The organism is Capnocytophaga sp. oral taxon 864, assembly GCF_002998835.1.
GTDB classification, from domain to species: domain Bacteria; phylum Bacteroidota; class Bacteroidia; order Flavobacteriales; family Flavobacteriaceae; genus Capnocytophaga; species Capnocytophaga ochracea.
In genome coordinates this window covers 1,026,618-1,048,953 of record NZ_CP027232.1, presented here as the reverse complement: position 1 = coordinate 1,048,953, position 22,336 = coordinate 1,026,618, and the positions used below count along the sequence as shown (strand labels likewise).

16 protein-coding genes are annotated in these 22,336 nt (G+C 38.7%); 4 read left to right on the top strand and 12 right to left on the bottom strand.

Features of this window, described 5'->3' with window-relative positions:
* Positions 1 to 8: 8 nt before the first annotated feature.
* From C3V44_RS04665 to C3V44_RS04645, 5 genes are all read right to left on the bottom strand, one after another.
* Positions 9 to 1,430 carry a hypothetical protein gene (locus C3V44_RS04665; protein WP_106095698.1) on the bottom strand — a complete coding sequence of 474 codons (1,422 nt, stop codon included), beginning with the start codon at positions 1,428 to 1,430 and terminating at the stop codon, positions 9 to 11.
* A 41-nt stretch (positions 1,431 to 1,471) separates the two neighbouring features.
* A complete protein-coding gene (locus C3V44_RS04660; RefSeq protein ID WP_106095697.1) occupies positions 1,472 to 2,683 on the bottom strand; it encodes an RsmB/NOP family class I SAM-dependent RNA methyltransferase in 1,212 nt (403 codons plus the stop codon).
* Between the two features lie 118 nt (positions 2,684 to 2,801).
* Positions 2,802 to 4,388: an OmpP1/FadL family transporter gene (locus C3V44_RS04655; protein ID WP_106095696.1), complete on the bottom strand. Its 1,587-nt coding sequence runs from the start codon at positions 4,386 to 4,388 to the stop codon at positions 2,802 to 2,804.
* Positions 4,389 to 4,406: 18 nt separating this feature from the next.
* Positions 4,407 to 5,414, bottom strand: coding sequence for a hypothetical protein (locus C3V44_RS04650; RefSeq protein WP_106095695.1), 1,008 nt, complete (start codon positions 5,412 to 5,414; stop codon positions 4,407 to 4,409).
* A 102-nt stretch (positions 5,415 to 5,516) separates the two neighbouring features.
* Positions 5,517 to 5,822 (bottom strand): DUF4286 family protein, encoded by a 306-nt coding sequence (locus C3V44_RS04645; RefSeq protein WP_106095694.1) that lies wholly within the window; start codon positions 5,820 to 5,822, stop codon positions 5,517 to 5,519.
* 74 nt (positions 5,823 to 5,896) lie between these two features.
* Between C3V44_RS04645 and C3V44_RS04640 the strand changes: the two genes are divergently transcribed.
* Positions 5,897 to 6,154 (top strand): hypothetical protein, encoded by a 258-nt coding sequence (locus tag C3V44_RS04640; RefSeq protein ID WP_009417777.1) that lies wholly within the window; start codon positions 5,897 to 5,899, stop codon positions 6,152 to 6,154.
* 59 nt (positions 6,155 to 6,213) lie between these two features.
* Here the strand turns inward: C3V44_RS04640 and C3V44_RS04635 are convergent, their stop codons facing one another.
* From C3V44_RS04635 to purH, 3 genes are read right to left on the bottom strand one after another with little or no spacing between them, the layout of a single operon-like run.
* Complete coding sequence (locus tag C3V44_RS04635) at positions 6,214 to 7,455, bottom strand: MFS transporter (protein WP_106095693.1); 1,242 nt, start codon at positions 7,453 to 7,455, stop codon at positions 6,214 to 6,216.
* Between the two features lies 1 nt (position 7,456).
* Positions 7,457 to 8,194 carry an ABC transporter permease gene (locus C3V44_RS04630; protein ID WP_009411747.1) on the bottom strand — a complete coding sequence of 246 codons (738 nt, stop codon included), beginning with the start codon at positions 8,192 to 8,194 and terminating at the stop codon, positions 7,457 to 7,459.
* Between the two features lie 22 nt (positions 8,195 to 8,216).
* Positions 8,217 to 9,749: a bifunctional phosphoribosylaminoimidazolecarboxamide formyltransferase/IMP cyclohydrolase gene (purH, locus tag C3V44_RS04625; RefSeq protein WP_106096627.1), complete on the bottom strand. Its 1,533-nt coding sequence runs from the start codon at positions 9,747 to 9,749 to the stop codon at positions 8,217 to 8,219.
* Positions 9,750 to 10,678: 929 nt separating this feature from the next.
* Here purH and C3V44_RS04620 point away from each other — a divergent pair.
* Both C3V44_RS04620 and ligA read left to right on the top strand, forming a co-directional pair.
* Entirely contained in the window at positions 10,679 to 13,354 is a 2,676-nt protein-coding gene (locus C3V44_RS04620; protein ID WP_106096626.1) for a putative LPS assembly protein LptD, read from the top strand.
* Between the two features lie 32 nt (positions 13,355 to 13,386).
* Positions 13,387 to 15,375, top strand: coding sequence for an NAD-dependent DNA ligase LigA (gene ligA, locus C3V44_RS04615; protein WP_106095692.1), 1,989 nt, complete (start codon positions 13,387 to 13,389; stop codon positions 15,373 to 15,375).
* Positions 15,376 to 15,514: 139 nt separating this feature from the next.
* Here the strand turns inward: ligA and C3V44_RS04610 are convergent, their stop codons facing one another.
* The 4 genes from C3V44_RS04610 to C3V44_RS04595 all read right to left on the bottom strand — a co-directional run bounded on the left by C3V44_RS04610 (position 15,515) and on the right by C3V44_RS04595 (position 19,543).
* Positions 15,515 to 16,708 (bottom strand): OmpA family protein, encoded by a 1,194-nt coding sequence (locus C3V44_RS04610; RefSeq protein WP_106095691.1) that lies wholly within the window; start codon positions 16,706 to 16,708, stop codon positions 15,515 to 15,517.
* A gap of 114 nt (positions 16,709 to 16,822) precedes the next feature.
* The gene (gene hpf / locus C3V44_RS04605) at positions 16,823 to 17,113 is read right to left on the bottom strand and encodes a ribosome hibernation-promoting factor, HPF/YfiA family (protein ID WP_002671089.1); all 291 of its coding nucleotides are present in this window, start codon (positions 17,111 to 17,113) and stop codon (positions 16,823 to 16,825) included.
* A gap of 32 nt (positions 17,114 to 17,145) precedes the next feature.
* The gene (locus tag C3V44_RS04600) at positions 17,146 to 18,069 is read right to left on the bottom strand and encodes a tyrosine-type recombinase/integrase (RefSeq protein WP_106095690.1); all 924 of its coding nucleotides are present in this window, start codon (positions 18,067 to 18,069) and stop codon (positions 17,146 to 17,148) included.
* Between the two features lie 226 nt (positions 18,070 to 18,295).
* A complete protein-coding gene (locus tag C3V44_RS04595) occupies positions 18,296 to 19,543 on the bottom strand; it encodes an ABC transporter permease (protein WP_106095689.1) in 1,248 nt (415 codons plus the stop codon).
* A gap of 742 nt (positions 19,544 to 20,285) precedes the next feature.
* On the opposite strand from C3V44_RS04595, the gene C3V44_RS04585 reads away from it, so the two are divergent.
* On the top strand, positions 20,286 to 22,334 hold the full coding sequence (locus C3V44_RS04585; protein WP_106095688.1) for an HD family phosphohydrolase: 2,049 nt from the start codon (positions 20,286 to 20,288) through the stop codon (positions 22,332 to 22,334).
* Positions 22,335 to 22,336 lie beyond the last annotated feature (2 nt).

Genomic DNA, 22,336 nt, shown 5'->3' with positions numbered 1-22,336 from the left:
TACAACATTTAAAAATCTCTCAAATTTTCAAATATTTCTTCTTTTTCTTTTAAGGTCAGTGAAGTGAGTTCTCCCAAGATATTGAAAGCATCCCAAATCTCCTCTCTTTCCAAAGTGTCAATAGGGTGTTTCTCATCAATTTGATTGAAAATTACTATGAAATTTTGTAATGTCTTTGCAGCTTCATTCTTGTCTTGATTACTCGATAGTTTTTTGTAAGCATCGGTATATGCCTTCATCGCTTTTTTAGCCACTGAAAGTTTTGTACCTTCTCTGCCATCCCATTCCCCTAAGGGATTATCTAAGTTGGCTTTTATCCATTCATCAGTACGGGCTTGCTTAATTTCTAATTCATCAATGCTTTTAAATTCTTTTTTGACTTTATCAGCGACTACTTTGGGTACAGACCATAACGTAATAGAGTTCAGTTTAGGTATCTCAGTCTTCTTTACAAAACTATCAAAACCATAAAGATCCGAGAGCCAAACCGATTCTAAATACTTTAACTTAGCCAATGCTTCTATGTTTTTTAAGGAGGCATTTTTTCCACTAATCATCAAGTACTCTAAGTAAGGGAAAGTATTGACAATTTCCTCTATATCTACACAAAGTTTTTTAGCAGAAAATATTCTTAGTTCTCTCAGATTGTGAAGTCCTTTGAACTTTAGAAATCCACTATTGAAATCATATAGACAAAGGTTTAAAAGTTCGCCTTCAAAAGGGCATACTATTTCTTTGAGTGTTGAAAAATCTCCAAACAAAGAAAGTGATTGCATATAACTGTTTAGCACTATTTTATCAATATTACTATTGTGTATACTTAACGAATTTGTGCCACTTGTCGAAACATCTACCACAGCTTTATCTGTTCCTTTAAGCTCTAACTCACTTACTTGTTGTTTTTCTTTCAGAAAAGATTGCAATTCAGCATCGAAAATACTACTTTCTATCTTATACAAAAGCGGATTTTCTTTCAGTACATTTGTATAAAAGTCCTTAGATTTATTAGCAGTAATCTTTAACTTTGTGTTTTGAGGTTTCTTTGCCTTAAAATGCTTTTTAAAATCTTCTGGTAACCGATTCCATTGGTATTGCAAAGAAAACTGCTCCATAGTTTCTGTGCTTATGTATCCATCAGGTGGGGTATCTATAAGAGGGGTATTTCCAATGAGAATAGGATTGAAAGCAAGTAATGTATCGCCATTGATATAAAAGTTTTTCTTTTGCCAATAGTGATGGTCAAAAACAAAATATTTTGCATTTTTTAGAGCATCAAGCGTTGGCACTTCTTTGGTCAAAGCATTTAAGACAATAGCTATTGTTCCTTTCTTGTCATCTTTGAGAACAATTTGTGCCGACACATAAAAACCCCACCTTTTCAAGTAAAAAGAAAATATATCACCTATTTTTAGCTCGTTTATGTTTTTCATAACAATGGGATTAAAGGTTAAATGAGTTTGAAAACATCCTCTTAAAGAGAAAGTCTTGCCATATAGAAACCATCATAACCCGATTGATGGGCAAAAATTACTTCCTCAGCTTCTAAGCGATATTCTTTTCCTGCTTCTGAGGCTAAGAATTTTTCTATTTGTTGTTGGTTTTCACTAGGCAATATAGAACAAGTAGCATAGACAAGTTTGCCTCCTTTTTTTAGCAATTTACTGTACTGTTGTAAAATTTCTTGTTGAGTAGTGTGTATTTCGTCCAAGAATTCAGGTTGCAATTTCCATTTTGCATCTGGGTTACGGCGCAGTACGCCGAGTCCGCTACAAGGGGCATCAATGAGTACGCGGTCGAATGTGCCGTGCATACGTTTGAGCTGTTTGGGTTCTATGAGTTTAGTTTCTATGTTAAAAACCCCGTTACGTCGTGCCCTGCGTTTGAGCTCTTGCAATTTCTGTTTGTAAATATCCATCGCTATAATCTGACCTTTGTTTTGCATTAGGGTAGCGAGGTGTAAGGTTTTACCTCCTGCTCCAGCACAAGTGTCGATTACACGTTTCACGTTGCTATCTATCATCATAAAAGGAGCTACTTTTTGAGAGGAAGCATCTTGTACCTCAAACAGTCCATCGGCAAAGGCTTGGGTTTTAAAGATATTGCTGCGTTCTACTAACTGCAAAGCATCGGGGTAATTGCGCAAAGGATAAGTTTCTACTCCTTCTTGTCGCAAAAACTGTTGCAAGTGTTCTAAAGAAGTTTTAAGGGTATTCACACGCAATACTACGGAAGCTAAACTGTTAAGGGCGTGTAATTCATCTGTCCACAACGTTTCTCCTAATTCTTGTGCGCCCAAAGTATCTAACCAGTCGGGTACTGATCCACGTAGTTTTCTCACTTTAGAGAGTTCGTCGAACTTGCCTTTGATACGGCGGGCAGGAGTATCTTCAAAGTAGTTTCCCCAATCGGGCAAGGCAATACTTTTGAGAGTCGCCCATACAGCAAACATACGGCGTAGGTTGTGCACTGTAAAGGGTTCGTACACTTCGGCAATCTCGGCATAAAGTCGTTTCCAACGCACAATGTCGTAAATAGTTTCGGCAATAAAAGCCCTATCGCGGGCGCCCCAACGCTTGTCTTTTTTCAGTTGTTTTTCTACTGCCTTATCGGCGTATTGCCCTTCGTTAAAAATAAAGGTAAGTCCCTCTATTACGGCATCTACTAAGTTTCTGTGTAATTTCATTATACTAAAAATAAGACGGTAATTTTTGTATTACCGTCTCTTTACTTTATCTTTTTGAAGGGCGAATTACAATTCGCCCCTACAATATGATGCAAAAGTAACTTTAATAATTATTTGATTAAAAGAGCTGTGCAGTAAAGGTAAACAAGAAGTTACCGTAAGTTGATTTTATTTGAGCATTATCGGTAAGTATTGTTTCGTACATTTGGTATAGGTTTGTTTGTTTAGCAATGTCATAAGACGCATCTAAACGAATACCTCCTAAAGTAACTCCTGCTCCAAACGAATAGCCAGTGAGGTCGCCTACCGTAGCCACCTTTTTGCGATATGGACTTTGCTCGTAACGATAACCTCCACGAAGGCTTACGTAATTGGTAGTTTCACCCGTTTTAAATGGAATACGAAACTCAGTTCCTATGCGTACAGTAGAGGTTTCTCCTAACTGATTTTCTATAACATCATTTTCAGCATTTTTTGCAGCAGACCTAAAGTGAAGATTTTTATAATCTTTATAAATATAATCTACACTTAGCATAGCATATCTACCAAATAAGTAAGCTGCACTTGCTGTCCAACTGCCTGGTGTACGAAATTTGTAGTCAGGAAGAGTAACAATCACTCTTGGATCTGCATAATTAGTACGGTTGTTAGTACTTAAATATTGTGTATACTCTTGATTAAAGGTATACCACGTAGGAGAAGTATAAGTTACTCCTAAGCGCAAGCTTTTAGTAGCTTTTACTATAGCTCCTAACTGAAAAGAAAATCCACTACCTGTAGTAGTATAATCATTTTCAAAATAAGCATTTGTTATAGTAGAAGTGCTTGCGTAAGTTTCCCAATGTGATAATTTGTCCTTTTGATTGATACGATGTGCATTTAGGTTAAGTCCTAAGTATAGAAAATCTTCGTATTGAGTTGAAAAATTAAAATTATACTTTGATACACCTCCGCTGGTAACACGCTCAAATCGTTGGTCAGCTCCGTTACTTACATTCTTATCATACTGTGTTTCTTGCAAAATAGCATCTGCAACAGCATCAGAATCTGTTGGTTTAACCTCATCTCTTCCTATGTGTGGACGAATAAGCCCTACATAATGCCCTAACAGTGCATTTCTATAACGGAAAGCTCTATTTCCTGCTAATCTTCCCATATCAAAATAAATATCTTGGAGAGTATTTCTCTCTATTACTCGTTTATTTTGATAGGTTTCTAATAACAAGTTTTGTTGCTTTATACCATCAGCAAAATATTTAAAATAATCTCCCAAATTTTTGTTTGCGCTTCCAGAAAATGAGAAGTTACTAGCATCAAAATTTTTAGTATTTTGGTAATTAAAACCAAAAGAGACTTTTCTCCATCCTGAAGAGCTAACTTCAATAGGAAATACAACTCCGAACTGATTAATATTAAAGTCAGTATCTCTATTATTAGTTTGAGTACCATTATAAGTAATCTTATTTTTAGTAACATTACTTTGCAAAGTACCTCCTATTTGTGCTCCCGAAAAAACAGAACTTCCAGCAGGATTGATATTGATAGCTGAAAAGTCACCTCCTATAGCTCCAAAGGCACCACTCATTCCTTTAAAACGAGCTGTTCCTGTAAGGTCTTCTGTTGAATAACGCAAGGCATCTTTATAATTTTGAGCTGATACGTTATAGACTACCAAAGACAATATTGTAAATAGTATTTTTTTCATATAATTTTACTTTTTAAGTTAGTAATCTCTTCTTGTAGTACCAGCTCCTGAAGATTGATTGTTACTTCCCCCAGAATTGCCACTTCCATAATTTCCTCCTGAGTTGTATCGACCGCTGTCATAACTTCTCCCTGAATCATACTGAGGGGAAGAATAACCCCGATTATAATTATTGTTTTGATTGTAGTTATTATTCTGGTTGCTACTGCGATACCTTCCTTCATCATAAGGACGACTATAGGTATTTCTTGAACGATTATCATAAGAAGGATAGTCTCTGCGATTATCATCACGAGGTGTGTCACCTGTGTATGATCTTCTATAACCTCTTTCTCTTACACGATAATCGCTGTCATAGTATCTTCTGTCGTAATAATGGTCATAGTATCCACCATAAGGATAATATCCATAGTATGGGTATCCGTAATATCCATAATAAGGATAGCCATAGTAACCGTAGTAAGGATAGTAACCTCCGTAGTAACCACCCCAATAAGGGTCGTAGTAGTTACCCCAGCCCCAACCTAAGGAAAAGCTCCAGCCAGAGCGATAAGGGCGATAGTAAGGGTAGTCGTAATAGCTATAATAAGGATACCAAGCTCCGTAGCCCCAATAGTTATTCCAGCCGTAATAAGGATTTATCCAACCGTTATTATACACATTTACATTCACTCGTGAAGGGTTACTGCCCCAACCTCCGTAAGAGGAGTTGCCTGTATAGGCATTGGAGCGATAGCTGTTCACATCAGTAAAATGCGTAAAACTACTGTCAGTTTTTTGTTGATATTGTTGTGCTTTCTCACTGAAAAAATCCTTATATTTATTAGGGGTATAACGGTTTTCAGGAGGATAGTCATAACGTTCAGGATAGCTTTCTCTCTCCACGTATCTTACCCTTTCGGGTACAGGGTCGTTATAGATACCATCGGCATAGTAATAACCTACGCACGAGGTAAGTGCTAATGAGGCTACCAGACCTAAGGTGAGGTATCTCATCGTTTTTCTGAGGTTAAAATTCTTTTTCATCGTCAATCGTTTTTAGTTAATAGTGTGTAATTAATGGTTTGTGGTCAATGGTTAGTGCTTAATGAATGTAAATCAATTTCTGTGCCAAAATCTATTTACTTCTCACTCTTCACTTTTTACTTCTTTTAGTTGGGTACCCCAAAAGAGAACCTTTTCGCCAAAAGTTTCAGCAGACTGTTGTAGGAGTTTAGGAATAGTGTGCTCAATGAAATGCAATAACTGTGCGGGTGAAGTAGTTTCGTGATGAATGGCATAGTGTTTTTCAGGTACGTTTAATACTTTAAACACTCGTATTCTCTCTATGGCTTTATTAGTGTTTATAGTAGGTAAATAAACGTTTTGTAGCCATTCTTGCCACTGGGGGAATACCTCATCGCTTATCACCACTGTTAAATTATATACATACATTACCCATTTATTTTTTGCAAAGATAATAAATAATTCATAACTTTGCAACCAATTTATAAATAAATTAAAAACGTATGGCAAGTATTCGCAATTTAAAAAAGGACATTAACTACGTGTTGGGTGATATTATCGATGCAGTGTATTTCACAGGAAAGATGCAAACAGAGGAAGGTAAAGCTCTTGTAACCGAAATTCTCAATGATTTTGATACGCTTATCGATAAAGTAGCCGATAAAACAGTGGAAAACAGAGGCGCTCACCTCAAACAAGTGAGAAGAGACTTTGAACAAAAAGCAGGGGCTCTTATCGAGAAACTCAACGCATTACCATAAGTTAGAAATACAGCTTAAACACTGAAAAAGTTTATTTGTAAGAGTATTGCAAAATACCCTTATGGGGTTGCTTGTGTTTGTTTTTGAGAAAGAGATACAGAAGATAAGTTTGGCAAAAAGTATGCAATAAGCCCCATCAAAGGCAAGAAAGAACATAGTTTATAAACGAAGTCAATACTGGTTATGTCTATCAATTTGCCTAATACTGCCGAAGCCAATCCGCCCATACCAAAAGCAAAACCGTAGAAAAAGCCTGAAATCATTCCTATTTTCTGGGGCAAAAGCTCTTGTGAATAGACTAAAATAGAGGCGAAAGCCGATGAGATGATAAAACCTATCAGCACGATGAGTACTGCCGTAGTGGTAGCATCGGCGTAAGGCAACCAAAGCGCAAAGGGGGCAGCCCCTAAGATTGAAAACCAAATAATAAATTTTCTTCCTACTTTATCACCTAAAAAACCTCCAATAAGTGAGCCCGCAGCTACTGCTCCTAAAAAGTAAAATAGGTATACCTGTGCCTCAGCATTACTAAATCCGAATTTTTTAATAGTATAAAACTGAAAGTAATTGTTGATAGCTGCTGTATAGAAGTTCTTGGAGAATACTAGCAACATCAATATAATCATAGAGTTGCGTATTTGTGTACGGGTGAGATTGGGCAACACTACAGGTTTTTTAGCTTTCTTTTTGAGCAATTTAAGCAGAATGCTACGCCATTTGCCTATGAGGAGCAGTATGAGTATTGCAAAGATAGAGAACCCTGCAAACCATATTAAATTGCCTTGATGGCTTTCTTCTACAACTCGTTCGTCGATTACTTTTTTGCTGAACAATAGTAATATCACCAATAGAGGAGCTAAGGCTGTCCCAAAGTTACCACCCAACTGGAAGATAGCTTGAGCGAATGAGCGTCTGCCTCCTGAGGCTAAAAATGCTACTCTGGACGATTCGGGGTGGAATACCGATGAACCTACCCCTATGAATACTACCGAGCACAGTATAGCTGTATAGCTACTCGCCAGCGATAAACTCACGATTCCCATAGTAGTAAATGCCATTCCCAATACTTGTGAGTAGGGCTTAGGGTGCTTATCGGTATAATTGCCTACTAAGGGTTGCAATATAGAGGCTGATAGTTGGTAACAGAGTGTAATAACCCCTACTTGCGCCATTGTGAGAGCATATTTGCTTTGCAGAGCAGGATAAATAGACGGAATGACCCCTTGAATGAGGTCATTGAGTCCGTGTGCTAAGGCGATAAGCAGTAAAATGCGATATTGTGGTTTGTTTTCTTGATACATTTTAAGCGTAGAACAACTGTGTGAGTACCGAGTTAGAAAGGATAATCACTATACTTGTCCATACAAACGAAACGGTACTTGCTTTCCCAACGTCCAGTGCACCTCCTTTCATATAATAGCCGTGATAGGACGGGATAGTAGCCAAGAAGAAGGCAAATACTATCGTTTTGGTGAAAGCGTATATCATACTATAAGGTTTGAAGTCGTATTGTACTCCTTGCACAAATTCGGCAGAGGTAGTATAACCACTCATCACAGCTGAAGCCCAGCCTCCTAATACGCCTAAGTACATACCTAAGGCAATTAGAAAAGGCATTAACATTAGGGCTACTATCTTTGGGAATACTAAATAATTCACTGAGTTTACTCCCATAATATCAAGAGCATCAATCTGTTCGGTTACGCGCATAGTACCTATGCTGGAAGTGATAAACGACCCTATTTTTCCTGCCAAGATGATAGCTGTAAAGGTGGGGGCAAACTCCAATACAATAGATTGACGAGTAGCGAAACCTATGAGATATTTAGGAATAAAAGGGTTATCGATATTTAGGGCAGTTTGTACTGCTACTACCCCTCCTACAAAGAAAGAGATAAAAGTCACGATACCTATTGACCCAAATATTAAATCGTCTATCTCACGCAAGATAAGGTCTTTCATTATCGACCAGCGGGTGCGTTTGCGAAAGACATCATAAAGCATTATAAAATAGCCTCCTACGGCTGCAATGTGTTTCATACGTTGTTTAAAAAGCGTTTATTTAGTGTTTAAAATGTCGTACTCCTGTGAACACCATTCCCATTTGGTGTGCATCGCAATAATCGATGCTGGCTTGGTCTTTGATAGAACCCCCAGGTTGTATCACCGAACGGATACCTTCGTCGTGAGCGATTTCTACACAATCGGGGAAGGGGAAGAAGGCATCGCTTGCCATTACTGCATCGTTGAGGTCAAACTGAAATTCTTTAGCCTTTTCAATAGCTTGTTTAAGAGCATCTACACGACTGGTTTGTCCTGTGCCACTTGCAATGAGCTGTTTATTCTTTGCCAATACAATGGTATTCGATTTGGTATTCTTACATATTTTAGAAGCAAAGAAGAGGTCTTCGAGCACTTCAGCTGAGGGTTTTACAGCGGTTACGTATTGTACATCTTCTATGCTATCGGTTTTGAGGTCTTTTTCTTGTACCAAATAGCCGTTGAGACACGAGCGTACACTTGTTGTAGGCATTTTGGCTTTCTTCTGTACTAAAATAATACGGTTTTTCTTCTGTTCTAGTATTTTTAAGGCTTCATCGCTGTAAGAAGGAGCAATGATTACCTCAAAGAACAGCAAGTGAATGGTTTCGGCAGTAGCTGAATCTATCTTAGTATTAGAGATGAGAATGCCACCAAAAGCCGATACGGGGTCACCTGCAAGAGCATCTTTATAGGCTTCGTGGATAGTTTTGCGAGTTGCTACCCCACAAGCATTGTTGTGTTTCAGTATGGCAAAAGTAGGGTCGTCACCTACAAATTCAGCCATTAAGTTTACGGCGGCATCTACATCTAACAAATTGTTATAAGAGAGCTCTTTGCCGTGTAGTTTATCGAAAAGGGCATCGAAATTACCGTAAAATTCTCCTTTTTGATGAGGGTTTTCGCCGTAGCGTAATACTTGTCCGTCGCACTCGCTAATTGCTAAGGTAGAAATTTCTTCTGTTTGATTAAAATAGTTGAAGATAGCAGTATCGTAGTGTGAGGATACTCGGAAAGCCTTAGTAGCAAAGGAGTGGCGCTCTTCCAAAGTAGAGCTACCGTGCTGTACGTTTAAGATGTACAAAAGGTCAGCATATTGGTTTACCGATGCCACACAAAGTACATCTTTATAGTTTTTGGCAGCTGCACGAATAAGCGAAATACCTCCTATATCTATCTTTTCAATAATCTCTTGCTCGCTGGCACCGCTGGTTACTGTTTTTTCGAAAGGATATAAGTCTACAATCACTATATCGATTTGAGGGATAGCGTATTGCTTCATTTCTTCAGTATCTTGTGCATTATCCTGACGGTTGAGGATACCTCCGAAGATTTTAGGGTGGAGCGTCTTGACACGTCCGCCGAAAATAGGGGGATAATCGGTGATAGATTCGACGGGAACTACCTCTACGCCTAATTTCTTGATAAAATCTTCAGTACCTCCTGTGGAGTAAATAGTAATTCCTAAGGTTTTCATTCTGTGAATGATAGGCTCTAATCCTGTTTTGTCGAAAACAGATATTAAGGCAGATTTTGCTTGTTTTGCAGTGCTCATTTGGAAAAAAGGTTTCATTTTAGGCTACAAAAATACTACTTTTTATCAATACCAAGCAAACAAAAGATTAAAAAAATGCCGATAATACCAGGAAATGAGGAAATTAGAAAATGAGGAAATTAGAAAATGAGGAAATTGGAAAATGAGGAAATTGGAAAATGAGGAAATTGGAAAATGAGGTGTGAGCTTGAGTTAGAGGAAAAACATCCCCCTAGCCCCCTTCAAAGGGGGAATGTAGTGACGGAAAAGAGAAATTAGCAAATGGGAAAGGGTTGAGAGATTCGGAAGATATCGGAGGGATTCGGAAGGGGGTTAAGAGAGATTTTGATGAAAAAAGGCTATAAGGAGGGTGTGGGTAGCTTATAGAGAGCTTATAGGAAGCTTATACGAATCTTGGACGATTGGTATAGAAAGGGTATACAAGTATTTGACTCATAGTATAATACAGCGATGCAAAAAATGGTAAAAAGAGGATTTCGAGACGAAAGAAAAGGGAAGAGGCGATAGGCCTTAGGTCATAGACAATAGGGGGAGTATGACGGAAAAGGGAATTAGCAAATTAGAAAATTTGGAAATTAGCAAATTTGTGGGAGGAGTTTAGTAGGGGTGTGGTGACAGAGAAAGTGGAGGAAAAGTGGAGGAGATTTTAACTTTACTAAAGTTTTAAATTATGGAAAAGTTTGCGATGCAAAAGCGATTTTGAGACTTTTCAAGCATCTCCGGCGTAACGACACAAAGAAAAAAGGGTGAGTGTGGCAACGTTATAGTGAAGGGCTATTGTTTGTAAAATCTTGTGTTTTGGGAGTTGATTTTTTCGTAGATAGCAGTTAATTCAAAAAAAAGTTGTATTTTTGACCCCTCAATAAAACTATACAGAAAGAACTTTGTTACATTATAAACGTCAACTCACTTTCATTATCAGCTTATTAGTGGTAAGCTCCTGTCTTTGGTATGCGGAATCATTCGCCTTTAAGTCGGGTGGTTTTCACTATACAACTCCGTGGGCAGTGCGCGATACTATCAAAAAAGATACTGTAGAGCCTAAAAACGACCGCCGTGGGCGACGTATTAAGCCTAAGAAACCTTCGGAAAAAGCTAAAGACTCCCTTAAAAACGATACGATTAAAAAACCTAAGAATGCCTTGGAAGACATTGTGAAATACAAGGCTAAGGACAGTATTGTGTTCAACAAGGTGAAGAACGAAATCATCTTGTACAACGAAACTAATGTGCAATATACTGATATTGACATCACTGCGGGAATAGACGTGATTAACTATGAGAAAGGCGAAGTGTATGCCGGACGCCTAAAAGACAGCGTGGGAGAATATACCCAACACCCTGTATTTAAGCAAGGTAGTGATGTAATAGAGCCCGATTCGATACGTTTTAATTACCGCAACCAGAAGGCGATTATCCGCAATGCTTATACCAAGCAGGACGAAAACAACATAAAAGGCGAAATCATCAAGAAGGAGAATGACTCTACTTACTTTATGAGAAACGCGATTATTACTACTGCCGAAGACCTCGACGACCCTGATTATTACATCAAAGTGCGCAAAGCGAAGTTCGTGCCTAAGAAGAAGGTTATTGCAGGGTTTAGCAATATGTATATCGTGGATATTCCTACGCCTTTGGCTATTCCGTTCGCTTATTATCCTATGGTATCGGGACGTACTTCGGGGCTTATCTTTCCTACCTTTGGAGAAGTGAATAACCGTGGCTATTTTTTGCAAAACATAGGTTATTACTTTGTAATTAGCGACAATTTTGACCTTTCGCTTACGGGTGACTATTATACCAATGGTAGCTATGGGCTTAGGGCACAATCGGCTTATGTGAAGCGCTACAAGTATTCAGGGAACTTCAATCTTTCATTTGAGAATAACATATACAGTATGAGGGGGTTACCTGACTATTCAGGTAGCCGTATGTACAATATCCAGTGGTCGCATTCCAAAGACGGCAAAGCCAACCCTAATTCTAACTTTTCGGCTTCGGTGAACCTATCGAGCAACAGTAGATATTATCAAGAATCCTACAATCAAGCGAACACGTCGAACTTTTTGAACAACACGATGATGTCGTCTATCTCGTATTCCAAGACATTCCCAGCATATCCTTCAATTAACTTATCGCTATCGGCATCGCATTCACAAAATACGAATACGAAAAGTATTGATATGACACTCCCTTCGATGCGTGCGAGTATGGAGCGCATTTATCCTTTTGCCCGTGAAGGACAAACGAAGAAAGGACTTATCAAGAGTTTGAATTTCCAATACAGTATGCAAGCCGATAACCGTTTTTCGACCTATGACAGTTTGTTCTTTACTAAAAAAATGTTTGACGAGGCGAAAAACGGGGTGCGACACTCTATACCGGTAAGTACAACTGCTAAGCTATTTAAATACGTTACCTTAGGGTTGAACTCATCAGTAAACGAGACGTGGCAATTTAAGACAATTCGCCGTAAGGACTTCAACAGCAATACGGGCAAGGTGGGCATTGACACCCTGAGCGGTTTTGACCGTTTTATGACATACAACCTCGGGGCGAGTCTCGGTACGACTATCTACGGTACTTTCCGTTTTGGCAAGAACGCTAAAATACAAGCTATTCGCCACGTGATGCGACCCTCGGTGAGTTATGGTTATAATCCTTCTTTTGACCAGTATTACGATTATTATATTTCGGATGCTTATGGCAACCGCTCACAATACACCCGTTTTGAGGGGGGTATCTACGGTACGCCAAGTTTGGGTGAGTCGCAATCGATAGGGTTCTCATTGGCGAACACCTTTGAAGCCAAAGTGAAACAAAAAGATAGCACTGATGCTGAGCCGAAAAAGGTAATGCTCTTGAACAGTCTCAATTTCAGTTCTAACTACAACGTGATTACCAAGCAGTTTAGTCCGCTGAACATTACGGGGGGTACTTCGTTCTTCAACGGGAAGCTCGGGGTGAACTTTGGGGCAACACTGAACCCTTATGCAATAGACAACAACGGACGACAAATGGAAAAATGGAATATAGATAACGGCGGTAGTCTTTTTAGGCTTACTAACGCCAATATTTCTACCAACTATTCATTCTCGAACAAAGATAAAAAAGACAAGAATAAAGACAAACAGACGGGTAACGTAGCGGGAGGACGTACTGATGACCTCTTTGGGTCGTCGAAACCACTAAGCGAAGTGCAGGATATGGATAAGAACCGCAAAGAAGACGAGGATAAAGATGAGAAGAAAACCTTTTACAAGGCAGTTATCCCTTGGGACATAACCTTAGCACACTCGCTTACTTATAGCAATCAGGCACGCGAAAATAAGATATCCAACAACTCGCTAATGTTCTCAGGCAACGTATCGCTCACGCCTAAATGGCAGGTAGGAGTTTCGAGCGGTTATGACTTTGTAAACCAAGGATTCACCTATACCCAATTACGTTTTGAGCGCGATTTGAGCAGTTTCCGTATGAGTTTTCAGTTTACTCCGTTCGGTTATCGCAGTTCGTGGTATTTCTTTATCGGCATCAAAGCCTCAATGCTTTCAGACCTAAAATGGGAGAAGAACAAAGAGCCGGATAGGGTCTTAAGGTAAAAGGTAAGAGGTAAAAGGTAACAAGGAAAATTATGAAAGAAAAGATACAACAACTTCGGGAGGAACTCAATGAGCACAATTATAACTACTATGTGCTGGACAATCCTACGATTTCGGATTATGAGTTCGACCAAAAGCTTAAAGAACTACAAGCCTTAGAGCAAGCATACCCAGAGTTTTACGATGAGAATTCGCCTACTGTACGCGTGGGAGGTTCTGTTACTAAAAGTTTTCCAACCGTAGTACACGAATACCGTATGTACTCATTAGATAACTCTTATTCTAAGGAAGACTTAGAGGAATGGGAACAGCGTATTATCAAGACGTTGGGCAGTGACCAAATTAACTTTACTTGCGAACTGAAATACGACGGTGCTTCTATAGATTTGTTGTACGAAAACGGTAAGCTTAAACAAGCTACTACTCGTGGCGATGGTATTCAAGGTGACGATATTACCGCCAATGTGCGTACGATTCGTTCTGTACCCTTGCAACTAAAAGGCGATTACCCTGAACGTTTTTACATTCGCGGGGAGATAGTAATGCCTAAAAAAGCCTTTGAAAACCTCAATAAGGAACGTATAGCAGCTGGCGAAGACCCTTTTATGAACCCTCGTAACACCGCCAGCGGTAGTCTCAAATTGCAAGATACTGCCGAGGTTGCTAAACGAGGTTTGGATTGCTTGTTGTACTTTTTGGTAGGGAACACAGGTATAAAGAGTCAGTTTGAGAGTTTAGAAAAAGCGCGCGAATGGGGCTTTAAAGTACCTAATATTTCCAAATTGTGCCATTCTACTGCTGAAGTGATGGACTTTATCAACGAATGGGATACCAAACGCCACACTTTGCCTTATGAAACTGATGGGGTAGTGGTAAAGGTAGATAATATTTCCCAGCAAGAAGAGTTGGGGTATACTTCAAAATCGCCGCGTTGGGCAATGGCTTACAAGTTCAAAGCAGAACAAGTAGACACTGTTTTAGAGAGTATTTCCTACCAAGTGGGACGTACAGGAGCTATTACTCCGGTGGCAAATCTCAAACCCGTGTTATTAGCAGGAACCGTAGTAAAACGCGCTTCATTGCATAATGCTGACCAGATTGAAAAGCTTGATATTCGCATAGGCGACTCGGTATATGTAGAAAAAGGCGGGGAGATTATCCCTAAAATTGTAGGCGTGAACTTAGATAAGCGCGAGGCAGATGCTCAGCCCGTGAAATATATCACCCATTGTCCTGAATGTGGTACTGAATTGGTGCGTAACGAAGGCGAAGCACAACACTACTGTCCTAATGCTTATGGTTGTCCGCCCCAGATTACAGGTAAGATTCAGCATTTTATCTCACGCAAAGCAATGGATATAGAAGGCTTAGGTGAAGAAACAGTAGAACAACTCTTCCGTGCTGGTATTATCCATACTTATGCTGACCTCTATGAGGTAACCGTAGAGAAATTACTCCCCTTAGAGCGTATGGCACAAAAGAGTGCTGAGAATATTGTTAAAGGTATTCAGAAATCAAAAGAAATACCTTTTGAACGCGTGCTTTTTGCTTTGGGGATTAGGTATGTAGGTGAGACTGTTGCCAAGAAGCTGGCACGCCACTACAAAACGATTGAAGCCCTAGAAAATGCCACTGTCGAACAGTTGGTGGAAGTAGATGAAATAGGGAACCAAATAGCTAGCAGTATAGTAAACTTCTTTGCTGATGACTACAACCGTCAACTCATCGATAGGCTCAAAGGCTATGGCTTGCAGTTTTCGATTAATGAACAAGCCACCGAAGGTCAAACTGATACCCTCAAAGGGCTTACCTTTGTGGTCTCTGGGGTCTTTCATTTGTATTCACGGGAGGAACTCAAAGCCCTTATTGAACAACACGGGGGTAAAGTAGGGTCGTCTATCTCTTCTAAAACTAATTACGTGATAGTAGGTGATAATATGGGACCAAGTAAGAAAGAAAAAGCCGAGCAATTAGGCGTGAAGATGATTAGTGAAGAAGAATTTAATACAATGATTTTGTAAGTAGAGTTGCATATCCTTTTATGCTATAGTCCTCTCTTTGTTTGTTAAAATAAATAATCCTTCTCATAAAAAGCAATGCCCCCAAAAGTACTAACCTTTGGGGGCATTTGTCATTATTATTCTAAGTCGATTATACTTACTATTTCAATTCAAAAGTTGTTTTACGAGCTAACTGACGTGCTCTTGAAGAGTTCTTATCAACACTTGCATCTACGCCTTTTCCTTCGGCAGTAATACGAGAGCCATCAATACCTGCTTTCACAAGCAAATCTTTCACAGCATCAGCACGTTTTTGTGATAAAGTTTGGTTGTACTGAGTACCTCCTAATTCATCAGCATAACCATTAATATTAATGTGTGCATTAGGATTAGATTTCATATACTTAGCTACAAAATCTACAGCCCAAGAAGATGATATCTGTGGTTTAGATGAATTAAAATCGAAGTAAGCATTGATATAACCTTTTCTGATGAGGTCAGCTACTACATCATCATCTTTTACTTCTCCGTTTTCACCTACTTTATCTTTTGCTTTGTAATTATCGTTTAAGTAGCTTTCAATTTCATCAGGAACGTTGTTGCCATTAGCATCATTCATTTTGTTTTGCTTGTTAGCCACTTCGCTCTTCAAGTCAGCAACGTTATTTTCAAGGTTAGCTACGCGTTGAGCCACTTCTTCTAATTCGTCTTTTTTAGAAGTTGCTGCCCAATCGGCGTGTTTACCGTGTTTACCGAGAGCAATATTTAAACCAGCAGTAAGGGTAAAGTGGTTTCCTTGGAAGCCTTGTTGTCCATTAGCTGATTTTGTGTCATAAGTAAGTTGTTGCTTACTATTGATGTACATTGAGGCATCAAGCAAAAAAGCTATACGGTTAGAAATTCTCAGCTGAGGAGTAAGACCTACTGTAAGAAATGCTATTTGGTCGGGTTTAGAAATATAATCACTATTAAGCTGTGAATATCCAAAACCTGCGTGCAATAGTAATCCTAAGTCACTTGTCCATTCTTCAAAGCTAAGAACACTCGCAAGGTTTGCTACCCCTTGTAGGTTTACATTCCAAAGTCTAGATTCAAAATTAGGCGTATCGTCATCATTCTTAAAAACGTCGTAACCACCGCCTAATCGAACCCCAAACTTGTTGTTTGCCATATAGCGCACACCTGCATTTGTGCTCCATAAATTAGGCGTATTAGTACTATACCCACTTGTAAAAGGAGTGGTAGGTTTATTAAACCCTCCATTTATATCAATAGACCATTTGTTATAGTCATTCTGTTGTGCTTGGACTCCAAAGAAAACCAATGAAGCCAATAGTAAAATGCTTCTTTTCATTACTTTCTGATTTTATAATTATACAAAAACTGGGGCAAAGATATAACTTTTTTTTGTATTCAAAAAGTTTTTAACAAACTTTAAAACTTCTGCTCTTCTCTATTGCATAAGTTTTTAGTGCTTATCTTTGTGTTTTAATAACATTCTTTCCAATGGTGTGATAGCACTATCAACCCCTTCTTCAAAAGTCTTAAACTGTTTCTTTACCACAAGACTTTCTCCTGGGATATGTACTTTCACTTCTACTATTTTATTTTCTTTGGTATTGGTATTTTCCAACTTCAAATGCACATCTGCTTCGATAATCCTATCGTAAAAATTATCGAGCTTATCAAGTTTTTTCTGAATAAAGTCTACTAATTTTTGGTCGACTGTAAAATCAACTGGGTGTACGTGTACTTTCATAATGTTTACAAATTTAAGGTTTAACAATTCAATTATTCTTCCTCATTGCTATTGCCTTTTGCCCGAGGGTGTGCTTTCTTATACTGCTTTTTGAGTTCAGCCAAGCTGGTGTTCGTATACACTTGGGTAGAAGCCAAGCTGGAATGCCCCAGTAGTTCCTTCACAGTATAAAGGTCTGCTCCATTATCTAACAAATGACTCGCAAATGAGTGTCTCAATACGTGAGGACTCACATCTTTCTTTGTTGTTACAACGCTAAAATACGAATTAATAATTCTGTATACCAGCGTCGAATATATCTTTTTACCATTCTTTACTAAAAATAGATAATCCTGGCTTTTTTCATCCTTTACCTCTTCTCTTAAAACTAAATATTCTTTAAGAGTGTTTTCAAGCTCAGGAATAATAGGTATATACCGCTCTTTATCACCTTTCCCAAGCACTTTTATTTGTTTTTGCTCAAAATCCACATCGCTTACTTTCAGTCCAGCCAACTCTGAGCGACGTATACCCGTAGCATAAAGCGTCTCAATCACTGCCCTATTCCTCACTTCATCAAATGAATCCTTCGATGAAAAAAAGGACAACACCTTTTCAATCTCAGCTTCCGAAAAAGGCAACTTGTGCTTCTTCTCTGTTTTCAATAAAAATATGCCTTTCTCAAACGGACTTATTTCTATCTGTTTCGTCTTCTTCAAGAAATTGTAATAAGTCTTTAAAGCCGATAACTTCCTATTGATACTCCTAAATGAAATAGTTTCATCCGATAAGTGTATAATCCATTTCTTTATATCTTCTTGGTCAGCTTGTTCCAAACAGCAATCTTCCCCTTTTTCCTCATATAGACTCTTAATAAACTTCTCAAAACTCCTAAGGTCGTGTTTATAAGCCTCAACTGTATGGTCAGAATATTTCATCTCTATCGAAAGATAAATAATAAAGGCGTTGATAGACATAGGTTAAAAATTTAGTTGATTAGTAAACTCAGTTTCTCAAGCAAGGTTCTCACCTTTCTTCGCTACAAAATAAGTAAATATTTTTGACATACTCCATAAAAAAAGTGTTAAATTTTAAGATGAATTGTTAATTATTTTTTTACTTGTAGAAAATGAGAGAGTTATATTTCTCTTTTTCTTCCTATAAAATTTCTTTTCTTACTAAATATATTGAAATCACTTTACATTACTGTCCGGTTCTAATCGCTTCCACAGGATTGAGCCGTGCAGCCGACGATGCAGGAATAATACCCGAAAGCAAACCTACTACAAACGAGATTCCTAAGCCTATCGCTACGTTCTTAAACGATAGCACAAAATTAAACCCATCACTACTGCTCGGAATTATAAAGGTTAGTAACCACACAAAGAACAACCCAAAAAGTCCACCGATGATAGCCAAAAGCACCGCTTCAAACAAAAACTGAAACAAGATAAACTGGTTTTTAGCTCCTAACGACTTTTGTACTCCTATAAGGCTCGTGCGTTCTTTCACACTCACAAACATAATATTAGCAATACCAAAGCCTCCTACCAAGATTGAAAAGCCTCCTATAATCCAGCCCACCACATTCATCATACTAATTGTCTCGTCTATCATATCGGTAAACGACGATATTTTATTGACAAAAAAGTTATCTATATCCTCAGGTTTAAGTCCGCGATAAGCACGGAATTTCTGGCGCAATACCGCTTCATACTCCGCCATATCTACTCCTTTTTTAGGCTTTAACACTACTCCACTGGGTAGTCCTTGTGGGCCTGTATTCATAAATCCTCTTACGAAATTAGCTGGCACATAAGCATTATCATCGGGACCTCCCCCCAGTTCGCCATATTTTTTCAGTACCCCAATAACTGTGAGTCGGCGACCAAAAATGCGTATCTCTTTATTCATAGGGTCTTCCTCACCAAAAAGCTGTTCAGCCAAATTATGCCCTAATATAACTACCGCAGTGCCGGCATTAGCTTCAGCTTCGTTGTAAAACCTACCTTTTTCTATCCTAATATCACTTATTTGTTCAACTCCTGCCGAAGTAGATTGTATAGTAGGCGACGGAATCGTTTTGCCATTGTATTTTATCGTCGAAAATACCCCAAACAATTCATACACCACAGCTTCAGTATTAGGTATTTCACGCTTCATAAATTCGTATTCCTGATAGCTAACTTGCGGAAAGTTCAAGCGTTGCCAGCGGGGTACATCGGTAGGAGCAAAAGAGAATTTAGAGACGTTTATCATATTCTTGTCTAACCCCGAAAGGCTTTCCTGAATACTTCTATTCAGCGAATCAACCGCCGCTAATACCGATATAATAGAGAAGATTCCCACCGTTACACCCAATAACGAAAGGAAAGTGCGGAGCTTATTGTCTCGCAACGATTTGATTGCGAAGTTAAAACTCTCCTTTAATAGCTGCAAATAAATAAACATAGGTCAGTTATACTTGTATTTCTTTTTTGCAAATGTACATTATTTTTTTTAATTAAATACGAAATATTTTTTTCTTTCCTCCACTTCTTCGTCACTACACTCCCTCTTTTGAAGACAGCCAGCGAGAAGTTTTCACCACATTACCTTCACTTTCTCCGTCTCTACACTCCCTCTTTTCCGTCATATGTCCCCTACTGCCTATGGCCTAAGGCCTATCACCTCTTCCTCTTTCTTTCGCCTCGAAACCCCGTTTTTAACATTTTTATCGTTGTTGTATCATATTATGAATCAACTATTTATACACCCTTTCTATACCAATCGTCCAAGATTCGTATAAGCTTCCTATAAGCTCTCTATAAGCTACCCCCACCCTCCTTATAGCCTTTTTTCATCAAAATCTCTCTTAATCTTCTTCCGAACTTCTTCGTTTCTTTCCGAATTCTCCTAACAGTCCCAGTACATCACTTTTTCATCTCAAACTTTGGCAAAGTTTTAAACTTTGCCAAAGTTGAATAAACTAACAATCCCTCTGCTGGTTTACAAGGCGTAGCCTTGATTTTGTTTAATTTCTGAGGCACAGCCTCATTCCTCTAACTCAACCTCGCACCTCATTTTCTCATTCTCTCATTTTCTCATTTTCTGGTATTATTGACATTTCTGGTATTATTGGCATTTTTGGTATTAAAAAATTATTTCTTATCTTTGCATTGCATTTACATCTACATTTGAGAAAGGAAAAACGATGATAACGCTCAAAAATATCAAAGCATTTATTAAAAAATCTCTTGTGTTCAAGGTTTTAGCCTTTGCTATAGCCTTAGTACTCATCTTGCAAGTATTTCCCGAAAAAGCGAAATTTAAATACGAATTTCGCAAAGGAGAGCTTTGGCAACACGAAAACCTATATGCCCCTTTTGATTTTCCCTTAAAGAAAACAGAAGAGCAAATAAAAGCCGAAAAACAACAAATAACCAACCAATCTACGGTGTATTACAAGCAAGATACTACCGCCTTTGTGAGTGCTAAGCAAAAGTTTGAACAGAAAAAGTACGCTTATTTCAAACATCTACCCGACGATAAACGAGAACTCTTGCTGAAAAAAGCTGAGGCTTTTTTAGCGGAAAGCTATCGCAATGGAGTGATGCTCAATCAGCCTGCGTTTAGCCCTTCTGAAATCTTCATTATCAAGCATAACAATCAAATAGTAGAAGTGCCTGCCGAACGTGTGTTATATCTTCAACAGTTGGCAACAGCTATTAAAAACTATTTCGATACCGCCCCTTATAATGAGTATCACAAAAATTACTACGACCTTTTCTTTGAAATCCTTACTCCTAATCTCGTAATCGACCAAAATTTCACTCAAAAAGCGCTTACTCAAAACCTTAAAGAGATAGTCTATACGCGCGGTTGGGTAAATAAAGGGAAACTCATCATTGCCAAAGGTGAATTGGTAGAGGGCGAAAAACTGAATACCCTGTTGTCGCTCAGAGACGAGTACGAAAACCAAACGTGGAGTCAGAACAACTATAATTGGTCGCTTTTAGGTTATTACACGTTAGTAGCTATGGTATTGCTACTGATGGCGTTATACTTAAAAATATACGAAAATAAATTATATAAAAGCAACCTTAAATTGAGTGTTATCTTACTCAATATGCTCAGTATGATTCTTTTCGTAGGGCTCATTTCAAGGTATTTCCCCGATTATATCTATATTGTCCCCGTAGGAATGATGGTGCTCATTCTCAAGTCGTTTTTCGATTTGCGTACCGTCCTCTTTGTTTATATCAGCACCATACTCATCACAGGCTTTATTGTGCCCAATAGCTTCCAGTTTGTATTCATACAGATTGTGGCTGCTATGGCTATCATTCTCACCCCTAAGGGAATGCACTACCGATTGAGCAGTTTTGTATCGGCGGGGCTCATCACGGCTGCCTATTTAATTATTTATATCGCTTTCCACACCATTACCGAAGGAACACTCAAAGGGCTCGATATCTCTCTACTTACTCTTTTTATCCTCAATGGTATTGGTATTCTCTTTTCGCAACCCTTTACGTATATCTACGAACGTACTTTTGGCTTAGTTTCCGATGTCTCTCTCTTAGAACTCTCCGATACAAATACCAAGCTCTTGCGTCAGCTTTCCGAAAAAGCTCCAGGCACCTTCCAGCACTCTATGCAAGTGGCTAATCTTGCCGAAGCTGCTGCTGCCGAGATTGGAGCTAATACCCTCTTGGTGCGTGTAGGCGCACTCTATCACGACATCGGTAAGATGGAAAACCCTATTTACTTTACCGAAAACCAAAAAACAAGCCTTAACCCTCACGACCAGCTCACTCCTGAACAAAGCGCTAAGGTGATTATCAAGCACGTAGCCGATGGAGTAGAACTCGCTCATAAAAACAAACTGCCCAAACGCATTATCGATTTCATTAAAACCCATCACGGGCGCAGTCTTACTTATTATTTCTATCGCAAAGCCTTAGACTTAAATCCCGAAGGTACTAAGGAAGAAGACTTCCGTTATCCAGGTCCTATTCCTTTCTCCAAAGAAACTGCTATTCTTATGATGGCTGATTCGGTTGAAGCAGCTACTAAGAGCCTCAAAAATCCTACCTTCGAAGCTCTCAATGAGTTTGTAGACCGTATTATCAAAAAACAATTAGACGATAATCAGTTTGCCAATTCCGATATATCTTTCAAAGAAATCGAAGCTATCAAACGCATATTTAAAAGCAAACTTACTAATATCTATCACGTACGCATCGAATACCCTGAATAACC

What these genes read in the sequence shown, in the direction of transcription:
- purH (WP_106096627.1), bottom strand. Translation starts at nt 9,749, where the DNA reads ATGAGCACTGCAAAACAAGCAAAATCTGCCTTAATATCTGTTTTCGAC.
- C3V44_RS04610 (WP_106095691.1), bottom strand. Translation starts at nt 16,708, where the DNA reads ATGAAAAGAAGCATTTTACTATTGGCTTCATTGGTTTTCTTTGGAGTC.
- C3V44_RS04665 (WP_106095698.1), bottom strand. Translation starts at nt 1,430, where the DNA reads ATGAAAAACATAAACGAGCTAAAAATAGGTGATATATTTTCTTTTTAC.
- C3V44_RS04600 (WP_106095690.1), bottom strand. Translation starts at nt 18,069, where the DNA reads ATGTCTATCAACGCCTTTATTATTTATCTTTCGATAGAGATGAAATAT.
- C3V44_RS04660 (WP_106095697.1), bottom strand. Translation starts at nt 2,683, where the DNA reads ATGAAATTACACAGAAACTTAGTAGATGCCGTAATAGAGGGACTTACC.
- C3V44_RS04595 (WP_106095689.1), bottom strand. Translation starts at nt 19,543, where the DNA reads ATGTTTATTTATTTGCAGCTATTAAAGGAGAGTTTTAACTTCGCAATC.
- ligA (WP_106095692.1), top strand. Translation starts at nt 13,387, where the DNA reads ATGAAAGAAAAGATACAACAACTTCGGGAGGAACTCAATGAGCACAAT.
- C3V44_RS04585 (WP_106095688.1), top strand. Translation starts at nt 20,286, where the DNA reads ATGATAACGCTCAAAAATATCAAAGCATTTATTAAAAAATCTCTTGTG.
- C3V44_RS04640 (WP_009417777.1), top strand. Translation starts at nt 5,897, where the DNA reads ATGGCAAGTATTCGCAATTTAAAAAAGGACATTAACTACGTGTTGGGT.
- C3V44_RS04635 (WP_106095693.1), bottom strand. Translation starts at nt 7,455, where the DNA reads ATGTATCAAGAAAACAAACCACAATATCGCATTTTACTGCTTATCGCC.
- C3V44_RS04645 (WP_106095694.1), bottom strand. Translation starts at nt 5,822, where the DNA reads ATGTATGTATATAATTTAACAGTGGTGATAAGCGATGAGGTATTCCCC.
- hpf (WP_002671089.1), bottom strand. Translation starts at nt 17,113, where the DNA reads ATGAAAGTACACGTACACCCAGTTGATTTTACAGTCGACCAAAAATTA.
- C3V44_RS04630 (WP_009411747.1), bottom strand. Translation starts at nt 8,194, where the DNA reads ATGAAACACATTGCAGCCGTAGGAGGCTATTTTATAATGCTTTATGAT.
- C3V44_RS04650 (WP_106095695.1), bottom strand. Translation starts at nt 5,414, where the DNA reads ATGAAAAAGAATTTTAACCTCAGAAAAACGATGAGATACCTCACCTTA.
- C3V44_RS04655 (WP_106095696.1), bottom strand. Translation starts at nt 4,388, where the DNA reads ATGAAAAAAATACTATTTACAATATTGTCTTTGGTAGTCTATAACGTA.